This window comes from Pseudomonas sp. AM8, from assembly GCF_036346475.1.
In the GTDB taxonomy this organism is placed as follows: Bacteria; Pseudomonadota; Gammaproteobacteria; order Pseudomonadales; family Pseudomonadaceae; genus Aquipseudomonas; species Aquipseudomonas marginalis.
On sequence record NZ_JAOTNX010000013.1, the window covers coordinates 192,663 to 206,272 of the forward strand.

A 13,610-nucleotide genomic window follows, 5' to 3' on the forward strand; every position below is an offset into this window, starting at 1 on the left:
TTTTGCGCATAAACGCAAACTGGTATCGTGCGCCGGCTCCGTTGGGAGTGCGCGGCCGTGCGCGCAGATTTGCCGAGAACAGGACCTATATGTACGTATACGACGAATACGATCAGCGCATCATCGAGGACCGCGTCAAGCAGTTCCGTGATCAGACCCGACGCTACCTAGCAGGTGAACTGAGCGAAGAAGAGTTCCGCCCTCTGCGCCTGCAAAATGGCCTTTATGTCCAGCGCTTTGCGCCGATGCTGCGGGTGGCCGTGCCTTATGGCCAACTGACTTCGCGCCAGACCCGCATGATGGCCAGGATTGCCCGCGACTTCGACAAAGGCTATGCCCACATCAGTACCCGCCAGAACGTGCAGTTCAACTGGCCGGCCCTGGAAGATGTGCCGGATATCCTGGCTGAACTGGCCACCGTGCAGATGCACGCCATTCAGACCAGCGGTAACTGCCTGCGCAACGTGACCACCGACCAATTCGCCGGGGTTGCCGCCGACGAGCTGATCGACCCACGCCCGTGGTGTGAAATCGTCCGTCAATGGACCACCTTCCACCCGGAATTCGCCTACCTGCCGCGCAAGTTCAAGATCGCCATCAATGGCTCGACCTCGGACCGTGCCGCCATCGAAGTACACGATATCGGCCTGGAGCCGGTGTACAACGCGGCCGGCGAGCTGGGTTTCCGTGTCCTGGTGGGTGGCGGCCTGGGCCGTACCCCGGTGGTCGGTGCGTTCATCAACGAGTTCCTGCCGTGGCAGGACCTGCTGAGCTACCTCGACGCCATCCTGCGGGTCTACAACCGCTACGGCCGTCGTGACAACAAATACAAGGCGCGGATCAAGATCCTCGTCAAGGCGCTGACCCCTGAGGTGTTCGCCCAGAAAGTCGAAGCCGAGATGGAGCACCTGCGCGGCGGCCAGACCACCCTGACCGAAGCCGAAGTGCACCGTGTGGCCAAGCACTTCGTCGATCCTGAGTACAAGGCCCTGGGCAACCAGGATGCCGAGCTCGCAGCGCTCGACCAGCAGCACCCGGGCTTCGCCCGCTGGCGCACCCGCAACACCCTGGCGCACAAAAAGCCGGGCTATGTGGCGGTAACCCTGTCGCTGAAACCGACCGGTGTGGCACCGGGCGACATCACCGACAAGCAGCTGGACGCCGTCGCCGACCTGGCCGAGCGCTACAGCTTCGGCCAGCTGCGCACCTCCCACGAGCAGAACATCATCCTCGCGGACGTTGAGCAGAGCCAACTGTTCACCCTGTGGGGCGAACTGCGCGAAGGCGGTTTCGCCACGCCGAACATCGGCCTGTTGACCGACATCATCTGCTGCCCGGGCGGCGACTTCTGCTCCCTGGCCAACGCCAAGTCGATCCCGATCGCCGAATCGATCCAGCGCCGTTTCGACGACCTGGACTACCTGTTCGACATCGGCGAGCTGGACCTGAACATCTCCGGTTGCATGAACGCCTGTGGTCACCACCACGTCGGCCATATCGGCATCCTGGGCGTGGACAAGAAAGGCGAAGAATTCTACCAAGTGTCCCTGGGTGGCAGCGCCAGCCGCGATGCGAGCCTGGGCAAGATCCTCGGCCCGTCCTTCGCCCAGGAAGCCATGCCCGAGGTGATCGGCAAGCTGATCGACGTGTACATCGAACAGCGCACCGAAGATGAGCGTTTCATCGACACCTACCAGCGCATTGGCATTGACCTGTTCAAGGAGCGCGTCTATGCAGCGAATCATTAAGAACAACGAAGTCCTCGACGAAACCTGGCACCTTTTGCCCAAGGACGCGAGCTTCGACGGCATTTCCAACTGCGACGACCTGATCGTGCCGCTGGCGCTGTGGCGCGAACATGGCCACGCCCTCAAGGCTCGCGACGGCGGCCTGGGTGTGTGGCTGGACGCCGATGAAGAAGCCGAAGAGATCGGCGCTGACGTGGAACACTTCCAGGTCATCGCCCTGAACTTCCCGGCCTTCACCGACGGTCGCAACTATTCCAACGCACGCTTGCTGCGTGACCGCTACGGTTACAAAGGCGAGCTGCGGGCCATTGGCGACGTGCTGCGCGACCAGCTGTTCTACCTGCGCCGTTGCGGGTTCGATGCCTTCGCCTTGCGCGCCGACAAAGACCCGTACGAGGCGCTGGAAAGCCTCAAGGACTTCTCGGTGACGTACCAGGCAGCAACGGATGAACCGCTGCCGCTGTTCCGTCGTCGCTGAGTATCAAATGTGGGGTGGGGGGTTGCTCCCGTGACGGCTCGGGTGCTGACGACTCTCTAACTGATGCCCCGCGCTAAATGTGGGAGGGGCGGTGCGACGATTCGACTTGCCCCCGATGGCGGCCTCTGGGCCGACCATGTGCTTGGGTTGGAATGAGTACATATCCGTTGCTGCGGCAACGGCTACTTAGGGTTCCGCTCTTACAGCGGGTCACTTTTGGAAGCGCGCCAAAAGTAACCAAAAACGCTTCGCCCCACCACTCGGCACCTCGCCCAGGCTCGGTGTGCCCGTAATCCGACAGTGATTTGGGGGGCCGCCGCCACGCGCCATCCATGGCGCGGGGCGGCTAAACCGGCATCCCTGCCGGTTTACCCCCCAAATCACTATCGAATTCCGGCCAGCGTGGTTTAACGGGGCGCCTGAGATCAAGATCAAGATCTAAAGCAAGATCAAGGGCGGCTCGCTTCGCATCGTGGTTAGCGTTGGCTGCTACGCTGTGTAGATACCTATGCTCATCGAAGCTTTTTCAGGCACCGATCTTAATCGATGCCAGCACCTGCTTCTGCCCCATGGAGCACGGCACGCCTTCCGGCTGCGCCCGGACCGCCTCGATCACGCCCAGCAACTGCGCCTTGCTATGAGCCAACTGCGCCTGCATTGCCACCGCCCTCACCCTGGAACCGCAACTGATCAAACACTGGCACGAGGGGCGCGACCTCAACCCGCAACTCAAACCGATCAGTTGGCAGCGCAAACCCTTGGCCGCTCTCGCGACCCTGGCCGTGGTGCGTGACCAGATGCGCCGCCTGAGCCGCGGCCGCTTGCCCGATGCCAAGGTAGCACCGTGGCTGGCGCTGGTGCGCGACCAATGGTTTATCCCCCGGCGCACCCGGCAATACCGCGTCGCCATGACGCAATCTTCACATTAAAGGCGGAGCATTCGCCGTGATCGAACTGTCCCCTATTGATCAGCAGCTTTTAACCTCACTGACGATTGGAGTTCTTCATGGCGAAAATCAACCTGGCCCAGCAATTGGCGACCACCCTTGAACAGGCGGGGATCAAGCGCATCTGGGGCCTGACCGGCGACAGCCTCAACGGCCTCACCGACGCCCTGCGCACCATGGACAGCATCGAGTGGATGCACGTGCGCCACGAAGAAGTCGCCGCCTTCGCCGCCGGTGCCGAAGCGGCGGCCACGGGTGAACTGACGGTGTGCGCCGGCAGCTGCGGGCCGGGCAACCTGCACTTGATCAATGGCCTGTTCGATTGCCATCGCAACCATGTGCCGGTGCTGGCGATTGCCGCACAAATCCCCTCCTCCGAGATCGGCCTGAACTACTTCCAGGAGACCCATCCCCAGGAACTGTTCAAGGAGTGCAGCCACTTTATCGAGCTGGTCACCAACCCCGAACAGATGCCGCACGTGCTGCACCGTGCCATGCGTTCGGCGGTCCTCAACCGCGGCGTGGCGGTGGTGGTGATTCCGGGGGACGTATCGTTGCTGGAAGTCGAAGACAAGCTCAAGCCCTGGCCGGCCCTGCACGCACCGCGCACCCTGCCGGCGGAACAGGACCTGCAGCGCCTGACCGAGATCCTTGAAAGCAGCGAGAAAGTCACCCTGCTGTGCGGCAGTGGCTGCGCCGGTGCCCACGATCAAGTGGTTGCCCTGGCCGACACGCTGGGGGCACCGGTGGTGCACGCCCTGCGCGGCAAGGAGCATGTGGAATGGGACAACCCATTCGATGTGGGCATGACCGGCCTGATCGGCTTCAGCTCCGGCTACCACGCCATGCTCGACTGCGACACGCTGATCATGCTCGGCACTGACTTTCCGTACCGCCAGTTCTACCCCGCCGATGCCAAAATCATCCAGGTCGACCGCAACCCGCAGGCCCTGGGCCGTCGCGCCACGCTGGACCTGGGCATCGCTGCCGATGTGAGCGAGACCCTCGACGCGCTGCTGCCGCGCCTGACCCGCAAGACCGACCGCAGCTTCCTCGAGACCTCGCTGAAGCACTACGAAAAAGCCCGCCAAGGCCTGGACGACCTGGCGCAACCGTCAAAGGCCAACCGGCCGATCCACCCGCAGTACGTGGCGCGTTTGCTCAGCGAACTGGCGGACGACGATGCAATCTTCACCGCCGACGTGGGCTCGCCGACCGTGTGGGCCGCGCGCTACCTGAAAATGAATGGCAAGCGCCGCCTGATCGGCTCGTTCAACCACGGCTCCATGGCCAATGCCATGCCCCAGGCGATCGGTGCGCAGGCAGCCTTTCCTGGGCGCCAGGTGATCTCGATGTCCGGCGACGGCGGGTTTGCCATGCTGATGGGGGATTTCATTTCACTGGCGCAGTTGAACCTGCCCGTCAAAGTCATCGTGTTCGATAACTCGTCCCTGGGCTTTGTCGCCATGGAAATGAAGGCCGCGGGCTACCTGGATGCCGGCACCGAGCTGAAAAACCCGGACTTCGCCGCCATGTCCAACGCCATGGGCATCCTCGGCATTCGCGTGGAGCAATCCGAAGACCTGGAACCGGCCCTGCGCCGCGCCCTGGCCCATGATGGCCCGGTGCTGGTGGATGTGGTGACGGCCACCCAGGAACTGGTGATGCCGCCGAGCATCAAGCTGGAACAGGCCAAGGGCTTCAGCCTGTACATGCTCAAGGCGGTGATGAGTGGGCGTGGAGATGAAGTGATCGAGTTGGCGCGGACTAACTGGTTGCGCTGATCCAACACTGAGGGAGGGGGCAAGCCCGCTCACCACAGTTACAGTGTTCATCCTTAACTGACTGGCGTCAGGGCTTGCCCCTCCCACAGTGGACACTGGCGCAGATTCAAGCTGTCTGTTTTTCTACCCATTTGCCGTAGGCATCAATAAATGCCTGCAGGAACGGCCTGGTCTTTTCCGACACCTTGCCGGCGTCATCGAACACGCTGCCCGCTCCGCCCAGGTAGGCTTCCGGCTGCTGCATGCATGGCACATCGAGGAACACCAGGGACTGGCGCAGATGGTGGTTGGCGCCAAAACCGCCAACGGCGCCCGGGGATACGCTGATGATCGCCCCCGGCTTGCCGCTCCAGGCGCTTTGGCCATAAGGACGGGAGCCGACGTCAATCGCATTCTTCAACGGCGCGGGTACGGAGCGGTTGTACTCCGGTGTCACAAACAACACCGCGTCGGATGAACGTACCTGCTGACGGAAAGTACTGTAGGCTGCGGGCGGCGATGCCCCGTCGATGTCCTCGTTGTAGAGCGGCAAATCGCCAATTTCCACAATGTTCAACTTCAGGTTGGCGGGGGCCATTTCGGCCAGTGCCAGGGCGACCTTGCGGTTGATCGAGTCTTTTCTCAGGCTGCCAACCAGGACGGCAATCGTGTAGACCTTGCTCATTGGGTTTCTCGACGTCTGACTAAGGGAGCTTGTAGTTATAAAGGCTTCGCAGTGCGTTCACCAGAAGGTTTTGATAATCCTCCAGACGTTTGGCCCGCGATTTGATGCGTAGGAACCGTCTGAAAATGTCAGCGAATAGTATTTTTTTTCAATAGGTAAACTCCCCCTCTTTATGACGGTCTACAGCACCGCGAATTGAGTGTTTATCTCCAGAGGTTCTAAACAGATGGCAGCAGTACTAGTCGGACAGTTTCATGCCAGAGACGCAGAAGGACGCGTGTATTCGGTGCATGAGTTCCAGGAATCCAACCCGGCGCAAGGCGACCTGGCTGGCTCGGCACCCACCACCACCTACAAGCTGGCCATTGGCGACCGGGTAGAAAAACTCGAAGGCGATGAGTTCAAGCTGATTCAGTCGGGGACCATTATCGTCCGCGAATCGCAGACCGTCCTCGCCTCATAAGCTTGATCGCCCAGGCGTACCTGCTCAGTCCCGGCCATTGACGGCATCGACTGGGCCGGGCGGTCACGGGCTGCGAATTTCCGTCACTTCAAGCCCCGACTCACCGTCCACTTGCTTGAGCGTCACCATCAACCGGCCCCGCTCGCCTTCCACCGCGTACATCACCCGCCTGTAGCCCGGCGAGTTGTACCCCGGATACGCCACCACCTGCTTGACCTGTGTCATGCCCAGCACCGTGCCGACCTGCGCGGCGACTTGCTCCTGGGCACGGATAAATGCCTCAAGCGTGAGGTTTTCCGGGGCAGATTCTTCGTGATTGCTGAAGAGATAAGCAGCCACGCACCCTACGGTCACCAGGACCAGCAGTTGCTTGACCGTTACCCCTAGAACTGTCGAGGGCAGAGGCATATGAGACCAGACCTGTTTTTGTTGTATGTGCCGGTAATCGGCATTGGTCGTTGATGATCAGACTCGCCATTCTAGTGAGGTCCTGGCTGAACGCCAGCGATGTACACGACCCACACCGTCTTTTTTGCGCACGACGGCATGCACCATTGAATCCCCACGGCGCTGCACATAGACTCCGGCCATGCGTTTACGTCATCTCGAAGTGATTCAGGCCATCCTGCAGACCGGACACCTCGGCACCGCCGCCGAATGGTTGCAACTTCCCGTGGGCGATGTAGACGCGGCACTCAAGGAGGCCGAGCGGCAATTGGGCTTCATGCTGTTTGCCAGTGTGCGCGGGCGTTTGCAGGCGACACGGGAAACCCTGGAGCTGCAGGCAGAAATTGCCCATGTGTACGAAGCCCTGGAACCGGTGCAACGCCTGGCCAGCCGCTTGAAACACCATCACGCCCCCACCCTGCGCGCCCTGTGCACGCCGCCCCTGGCCAATCAACTGCTGCCCCAGAGCATCGCGCTGCTGCGCCGACGCTTCCAGGACACGCCGTGCAACCTGTCGAGCCAGCCAACCCGGGAAATCGTGCGCAGCCTGCTGCTGCACGAGGCCGAGGTGGGCCTGAGCCTGCATGACCCGGAACACCCGCAAATCCACAGCACGGTGCTGGCCCAAGGCAAATTGCAATTGCTGGCGCCCCACGGCTGGCTCAAGCCCAAGCAGAAGTACATTGCGCTGCCGGACCTGGCCGGGCAAGCGATGATCGGGCTCGAAGGACACGACCCGCTCAGCCGCCTGCTGGACGCCAAGCTGCAAGCCCTGCGCCCGCTGCCGGTGGTGCAGACGCGGGTGCAGACCTACCAGATGATGCGCAGCATGGTGGAAGCCGGCGAAGGCCTGGCGATAGTCGACCCATTCACCGCGTTTGGCGCGCGTGAGGCGGGTTTGGATACATGCCCGGTATCGCCGCCGATCCTGGTCAGCCTATATGCGCTGACACTCAAGGATGGCGTGACCTCGCCTGCGCTGAATGCGTTGCTGGAGATCGTCACGCAAAAGGCCCAGGGCCTGCTGGAAAGTTAACGCCGCTCGGCGTCGGTCTTGAACAATCGATACCAGAAAATCGCCACTTCACGGGTTTGCGGGTCGATGCCGCGATAGCGCAGGTGATCGATCCCGCCCATCACGTAGCCGCAACGCTCATACAGACGGCAGGCACCCAAGTTGTTGTTCTGGGTTTCCAGCATCATGCCCGGCAGGTTTTTCTTGCGGCTCCAGAACTGCGCCACATCCAGCAGCGCCTTGGCCACCCCGTGCCGACGGGCAGGCAAGGCCACCGCCAGCTCGTCAACGTGGGCAAAGCCGTTCCAATTGGTGCTGACCACGATATGCCCGACCGCACGATCATCCAGGTAGGCCATGAAGATCGCACTGTCCGGCGCATCGCGAAAACTGGCGAATTCTTCCGGGTCGATGCCATAGCACTTGCGGTACGGCACGATGCGCTCCACGGGCCATTGATCGACCCGCCTGCCCATCTCCGGCACGCCATAGGCACTGACCTCAAAGCTGAAATCATTGCCCCACACGTAGGCGTCGAAGCCCTCGTCGGCGACCCGCACACTGAGCCCTGGATACTTCGGGTTCATTACAGCTTGCATAAACATCCTTAACCCTTGATGCAATCGACGGTGTAACAACGACCACTGCCGTCATCTTCGTGTTGTAACCCGTGAACATCGGCAACAAAACCGGGGAAACTGCTATCGAACGTCCGGGCAAACGCCAGGTAGTCGATGATCGACCGGGTCGACTCGGTAAAGCGCTCGCCCGGCATGATCAACGGAATGCCCGGCGGATAAGGCACCAGCATCACGGCTGCAATGCGTCCTGGCAAGGCATCAATGGACACGGCCTCCACTTCGCCCCTTACCAATTGGTCATAGGCGTCGGCGGGTTTCATCGCGATGTCCGGCAACACCGTGTACATGCGCTTGAGGTGCCTGGCGGTGGCGTTGCTGCGGTAACAGCCGTGCAATTGATCGCACAGGTCGCGCAAACCCAGGCCCTGATAGCGCGCCGGGCCCTGGGCAAACACCGATGGCAAACAACTGGCGAGGCTGACATTCGCGTCGTAACTGCGCTTGAACTCCAGCAACTCGGTGAGCAAGGTACTCCATTTGCCCTTGGTGATGCCCATGGAAAACAACACGAGGAACGAATACAGCCCGGTCTTTTCCACCACCAGCCCACGCTCCCAGAGGAATTTGCTGACCACCGCGGCGGGAATCCCATGCTCGCTCAAGGCACCGCCGGCCGTGAGGCCGGGCATCACCAGGGTCACTTTGATCGGGTCCAGCAGCACGTAGTCTTCGGCCACGTCACCAAAGCCGTGCCAGTCATCCTGCGGCTGCAACAGCCAATCCGCCGTGGCGACGCGGTCGATGCCCGCCACCGACGGCGGCTGCCAGATGGAGAACCACCAATCTTCGGCGGCGATATGCTGGCGCAGGTTGGCCAGGGCGCGGCGAAAACTCAGGGCCTCGTCGAACATTTCCTGCAGCAGCGAGCGCCCGGCCGGGCCTTCCATCATCGCCGAGGCGACGTCCAGCGAAGCAATGATGCTGTACTGCGGCGACGTGGAGATGTGCATCATGAAGGCTTCATTGAAACGGTCGCGGTCCAGTTGACGCGCGCCGCCGTCCTGCACATGGATCATCGAGGCCTGGCTGAACGCCGCCAGCAGCTTGTGGGTGGAGTGGGTGGTGAACACCAGCGGGCTGTCCGGGGTACGCGCGGTGCCCATGCCGTAGCGCCCGGCAAAGAACTCGTGGAACGCCGCATAGGCGTACCAGGCTTCATCGAAGTGCAGCACCTCGACACTGTTGCCCAATTGCTGCTTGATCAGCTCGGCGTTGTAGCACAGGCCGTCGTAGGTGGAGTTGGTGACCACGGCCAGCTTCACCTTGGGGGGCCGGCCGCGGGTCAAGGGGCTGGCGTCGATCTTGGCGCGGATCGATTCCGGGCTGAACTCGCTCAGGGGAATCGGACCGATGATGCCCAATTCGTTGCGCTCCGGGCACAGGTACAGCGGGATGGCACCGGTCATGATGATCGAATGCAACACCGACTTGTGGCAGTTGCGGTCCACCAGCACCAGGTCATCGCGCCCGACCATGGAGTGCCAGACGATCTTGTTGGCGGTGGACGTGCCGTTGATCACGAAAAAGGTATGGTCGGCGCCGAAGTTGCGCGCGGCGCGGGCTTCGGCTTCGGCCAGGGGCCCGGTGTGATCCAGCAGCGAGCCCAGTTCGGGCACCGAGACCGACAAGTCCGAGCGCAGGGTGTTTTCCCCGAAGAACTGATGAAACGCCTGCCCCACCGGACTTTTGCGATAGGCCACGCCACCGCCATGGCCGGGGGTGTGCCAGGAATAGTTGGAGTCGGCGGTGTGTTGCACCAGCGCCTTGAAGAATGGCGGCAGCAGGCCATCCAAATATGTGCGGGCAGCACGGGCCACCTGGCGGGCGAGAAACGGTACGGTGTCTTCGAACAGGTAGAGAATGCCGCGCAGCTGGTTGAGTTCGCTCATGGCATCGGCCGGGGCGTTTTCCAGGGTGACCTGCTCGCCCAGGGCAAAAATCGGCAGGTTCGGCGCCCGCAGGCGGGCCAGGCGGATCAGCTCGACCATGTTTTGCAGCAGGTGGGTATTCTCACCGGCGCCTTCGGCGGCGATCAGCATGCACGCCAGGCCGTGATGGGTCGACGCCACCAGCCGGCCTTCGGCGTAGTCCACGGCGGAAAAGATACTGAAGCCCTCTTGTTCCAACTCCCGGGCGATGCCCCGAACCCGGTCGCCGGCAACGGTGTCGGCCTTGATGTCGCGGTGCACGATAAGCACGGGGAACTTCAGGTCTTTGTACATGAGGGCGTGTAGTCCTGAGGGCTATGCACTCAAGGGTAGAAGCTCGGGGACGATGACGCGAATGAAGATTCTGAAAGCAATGGAGGTCAACCCTGGGAGGGGGCTTGCTCCCGATGACGGTATGCCAGCTCATATTTGATTGGCTGATACACCGCTATCGGGGGCAAGCCCCCTCCCACATTTTGATCATACCTACGCAGGGCTATTGTTGTGTTAGCTGGGTCCACAACGCCGGCGCACCCGCCGACTTCGCAATAGCCTCCAACCGCGCCGCATGCTCGGCCAGATCCTGCTCGCTGGCGCGAATGATGGTGGTGGGCTTGCGATCGGCCGGCAGGCGGCGGATTTCCGAAGGGCGGTTGCCCGAGCCTTCCGCCGAGCCAGTGCCGTCGGAGGCATTGCCGGCCAGGGACAGGCTGGTCTGCCCGCCGGTCATGGTCAGGTAAACGTCGGCGAGAATCTCGGAGTCGAGCAAGGCGCCGTGGAGTTCACGGCCGGAGTTGTCGACGCCATAACGTTTGCACAAGGCATCGAGGCTGTTGCGCTGGCCCGGGTGACGCTCACGGGCCATCATCAAGGTGTCGAGGATCGAGCAGTGCTTGGAAATATCCGCACGATCCGTCTGCCCCATCAGGGCAAATTCGTTATTGATGAAGCCGACGTCGAACGCCGCGTTATGGATGATCAACTGGGCGCCGTTGATGAATTCGAAGAACTCATCGGCCACTTCGGCGAAACGCGGCTTGCCCTTGAGGAACTCGTCGGTGATGCCGTGGACGCCGATGGCGCCTTCGTCACTGTCGCGGTCCGGTTGCAGGTAGACGTGGAAGTGACGACCGGTGAGGCGCCGACCCATGAGTTCGACACAGCCGATTTCAATGATCCGGTGGCCGTCGGTCACCGGCATGCCGGTGGTTTCGGTATCGAGTACAACAGATCGGATGGCCATCAGGGTTCAGCTCTCAACGGTGTGGTGTGCAGTGTGGTGTGAGTCAAGGAGCGCGATGTTAACACGTCAACCAGCATCAGCTCTGCTTGTAGCCCCGCACTTCGTCCACACCTCTATTGGCAAGCTGGTCGGCGCGCTCGTTACCCGGATGGCCGATGTGCCCGCGCACCCATTTCCAGGTGATGTCATGGCGGTTGCATTGCTCATCGAGCAATTGCCACAGGTCGGCATTCTTGACCGGCTCCTTGGCCGCGGTCTTCCAGCCGCGCTTCTTCCAATTGACCATCCACTCGTTGATGCCTTTCATCACGTATTGCGAGTCGGTGACCAGCAGCACGTTGCAGCGGCGCTTGAGTTCTTCCAGGCCGCGAATGGCGCCCATCAGTTCCATGCGGTTGTTGGTGGTGTTGGCTTCGCCGCCCCACAACTCCTTCTCTACGCCCTTGCACACCAGCAAGGCGCCCCAGCCGCCGGGGCCGGGGTTGCCCTTGCAGGCGCCATCGGTGAAGAGTTCTACGCTATCGGTCATCGGTTACATCCATCAAGACGGGCAGGTCTGAAATCAAAAAAGTTCTACGGTTCGCTTTGCTTGCGGTTGACCTTGGCCATCGGCATCGGCACCAGTTTGCCCATGGGCTGGCGCAGCACCTGGCGCACCGGCCGCAACCCGACCACGATCTTGCGCGCCACCAATAAATAGAAGCCGCCACCCGACAGTTGCCAGGCGCCCGCGCGGCGTTCCCAACCGGCCAGGCGGCCTTGCCACTTGGCCGAGGCAAGCGGCGGACGATAGCACCCGAAGCGGCGTTTCTCCAGCGCGAAGCCCAGCAGGTTCAGCCAGTCCCCGACCCGTGATGGCGAGATGCAGCGCGCCTGACGCAGGCCATCATGGGCGAACACATGGCGCAGGCCCCAGCTGCTCCAAGGGTTGATGCCGATAATCAGCAAATGGCCACCAGGGCGCACGCTGCTCGCCGCTTCACGCAGCAGACCGTGGGGCGACAGGCAGAAATCCAGGCCATGCTGCAACACCACCACATCGGCGGCGTGCTCGCTCAATGGCCAGGCCTGTTCTTCGCAGACAATCTCCACCCCCGGCAAGGGCGCGCCCAGGCGCACGTTGCGTTGCACCTGGGGCGCGGCGGGCGGGGTCTGGGCCGACGGACCGTAATGCACCAGGTAGCCGCCAAAGAAACGACCCAACTCGTCTTCGAGCATGCGCCGTTCTTCATCCAGCAGAAATTGCCCGATGGGCCCGGACAGCCATTCACGGGCTGCGCCGATCAGGGCCAGCCACTCAGGATCGGCCTGGGCGAACGCTTTATCAGTCATTGCATTCTCCAACTCGCCTAGACGTTCTAAGATGCACCAATGTGTTCAGCTTGGCGAATCGAAGAATGATACAGATCAGTGCCCTGCCCGCCTTCACCGATAACTACATCTGGTTGCTGCAGGACCCGCAGACCCAACGGTGTGCCGTGGTCGATCCCGGCGATGCCGCGCCGGTACTGGCCTGGCTCGAGCAAAACCCGACGTGGACCCTCAGCGACATCCTGATTACCCACCATCACCACGATCATGTCGGCGGTGTCGAGCAACTCAAGGGTGTGAGCGACGCCAAGGTGTATGGTCCGGCCAACGAGATGATCCCGGCGCGGGACATCGCCCTGCGGGATAACGACCGCATCAGCGTGCTGGGCTGGGACTTCGACGTCTATGCCGTGCCCGGCCACACCCTAGGCCATATCGCCTTCTACCACCAGGGCGTGCTGTTCTGTGGCGACACCCTGTTCGCCGCCGGTTGTGGCCGCCTGTTCGAAGGCACGCCGGAACAGATGCACACCTCCCTCGAGCGCCTGGCCGCCCTGCCCGCCGATACCCTGGTGTACTGCACCCACGAATACACACAAAGTAACCTCAAGTTTGCCCAGGCGGTGGAACCGCAGAATGCCGACATCTCCGAACGGGTGGAAAACGTCCGTCAGCTGCGGGCCCGCGGCGAGATGACGCTGCCTTCCAACCTGGCCCTGGAAAAGCGTACCAACCCCTTCCTGCGCACCTCTGAAACATCCGTTAAACAAAAAGCGGACGAACGGAATGGCCGTGACAACCGCTCTGGGGCCGAGGTATTTGCTAGCTTGAGGGCGTGGAAAGATAAGTTCTAAAGGGACGCAATCTGATACGTAATTTCTGAATGGTTGACCGGAACCAAAGTGCTTTCTAGAATCGCCCGACATTTTTGCCCGGAACTT

At 61.7% G+C, this 13,610-nt stretch carries 13 protein-coding genes and 2 pseudogenes; 7 read left to right on the forward strand and 8 right to left on the reverse strand.

Annotated features, from left to right (window positions below):
- Nucleotides 1–89: 89 nt before the first annotated feature.
- Together V3W40_RS27395 and V3W40_RS27400 are read left to right on the forward strand one after the other, a co-directional pair.
- Nucleotides 90–1,748, forward strand: coding sequence for a nitrite/sulfite reductase (locus tag V3W40_RS27395; protein ID WP_092488659.1), 1,659 nt, complete (start codon nt 90–92; stop codon nt 1,746–1,748).
- The gene (locus V3W40_RS27400) at nt 1,732–2,226 is read left to right on the forward strand and encodes a DUF934 domain-containing protein (RefSeq protein ID WP_003235539.1); all 495 of its coding nucleotides are present in this window, start codon (nt 1,732–1,734) and stop codon (nt 2,224–2,226) included. Before V3W40_RS27395 ends, V3W40_RS27400 begins: the two co-directional genes overlap by 17 nt.
- A 526-nt stretch (nt 2,227–2,752) precedes the next feature.
- Here the strand turns inward: V3W40_RS27400 and V3W40_RS27405 are convergent.
- Nucleotides 2,753–2,884 (reverse strand): annotated as a pseudogene (locus V3W40_RS27405) (MerR family transcriptional regulator); the annotation flags it as partial.
- On the opposite strand from V3W40_RS27405, the pseudogene V3W40_RS27410 reads away from it, so the two are divergent.
- Nucleotides 2,877–3,155 (forward strand): annotated as a pseudogene (locus V3W40_RS27410) (2,4-dienoyl-CoA reductase); the annotation flags it as partial. The pseudogenes V3W40_RS27405 and V3W40_RS27410 sit on opposite strands and share 8 nt — an antisense overlap.
- Before the next feature lie 77 nt (nt 3,156–3,232).
- Nucleotides 3,233–4,957 (forward strand): ubiquinone-dependent pyruvate dehydrogenase, encoded by a 1,725-nt coding sequence (poxB, locus tag V3W40_RS27415; RefSeq protein ID WP_315871760.1) that lies wholly within the window; start codon nt 3,233–3,235, stop codon nt 4,955–4,957.
- Nucleotides 4,958–5,063: 106 nt separating this feature from the next.
- Here the strand turns inward: poxB and V3W40_RS27420 are convergent, their stop codons facing one another.
- A complete protein-coding gene (locus V3W40_RS27420; RefSeq protein ID WP_027606488.1) occupies nt 5,064–5,621 on the reverse strand; it encodes an NADPH-dependent FMN reductase in 558 nt (185 codons plus the stop codon).
- Nucleotides 5,622–5,847: 226 nt separating this feature from the next.
- On the opposite strand from V3W40_RS27420, the gene V3W40_RS27425 reads away from it, so the two are divergent.
- A complete protein-coding gene (locus V3W40_RS27425; protein ID WP_065927911.1) occupies nt 5,848–6,084 on the forward strand; it encodes a hypothetical protein in 237 nt (78 codons plus the stop codon).
- 63 nt (nt 6,085–6,147) lie between these two features.
- Here V3W40_RS27425 and V3W40_RS27430 read toward each other — a convergent pair whose 3' ends face one another.
- Entirely contained in the window at nt 6,148–6,492 is a 345-nt protein-coding gene (locus V3W40_RS27430) for a hypothetical protein (RefSeq protein WP_115486250.1), read from the reverse strand.
- Between the two features lie 181 nt (nt 6,493–6,673).
- On the opposite strand from V3W40_RS27430, the gene V3W40_RS27435 reads away from it, so the two are divergent.
- Entirely contained in the window at nt 6,674–7,567 is an 894-nt protein-coding gene (locus tag V3W40_RS27435) for a LysR substrate-binding domain-containing protein (protein WP_330216038.1), read from the forward strand.
- Here the strand turns inward: V3W40_RS27435 and V3W40_RS27440 are convergent.
- From V3W40_RS27440 to V3W40_RS27460, 5 genes are all read right to left on the reverse strand, one after another.
- The gene (locus V3W40_RS27440; protein ID WP_027606492.1) at nt 7,564–8,133 is read right to left on the reverse strand and encodes a GNAT family N-acetyltransferase; all 570 of its coding nucleotides are present in this window, start codon (nt 8,131–8,133) and stop codon (nt 7,564–7,566) included. The two genes, V3W40_RS27435 and V3W40_RS27440, sit on opposite strands and share 4 nt — an antisense overlap.
- 20 nt (nt 8,134–8,153) lie before the next feature.
- Nucleotides 8,154–10,409: an Orn/Lys/Arg decarboxylase N-terminal domain-containing protein gene (locus tag V3W40_RS27445; protein ID WP_330216039.1), complete on the reverse strand. Its 2,256-nt coding sequence runs from the start codon at nt 10,407–10,409 to the stop codon at nt 8,154–8,156.
- A 202-nt stretch (nt 10,410–10,611) separates the two neighbouring features.
- On the reverse strand, nt 10,612–11,352 hold the full coding sequence (gene dnaQ / locus V3W40_RS27450; protein WP_176718769.1) for a DNA polymerase III subunit epsilon: 741 nt from the start codon (nt 11,350–11,352) through the stop codon (nt 10,612–10,614).
- A gap of 82 nt (nt 11,353–11,434) precedes the next feature.
- The gene (rnhA, locus tag V3W40_RS27455) at nt 11,435–11,887 is read right to left on the reverse strand and encodes a ribonuclease HI (protein WP_003173571.1); all 453 of its coding nucleotides are present in this window, start codon (nt 11,885–11,887) and stop codon (nt 11,435–11,437) included.
- Nucleotides 11,888–11,931: 44 nt separating this feature from the next.
- Nucleotides 11,932–12,690, reverse strand: a complete 759-nt coding sequence (locus V3W40_RS27460; protein WP_053134936.1) for a class I SAM-dependent methyltransferase — start codon at nt 12,688–12,690, stop codon at nt 11,932–11,934.
- A gap of 65 nt (nt 12,691–12,755) precedes the next feature.
- Between V3W40_RS27460 and gloB the strand changes: the two genes are divergently transcribed.
- Entirely contained in the window at nt 12,756–13,523 is a 768-nt protein-coding gene (gloB, locus tag V3W40_RS27465; protein WP_330216040.1) for a hydroxyacylglutathione hydrolase, read from the forward strand.
- The last annotated feature ends 87 nt before the right edge of the window (nt 13,524–13,610 follow it).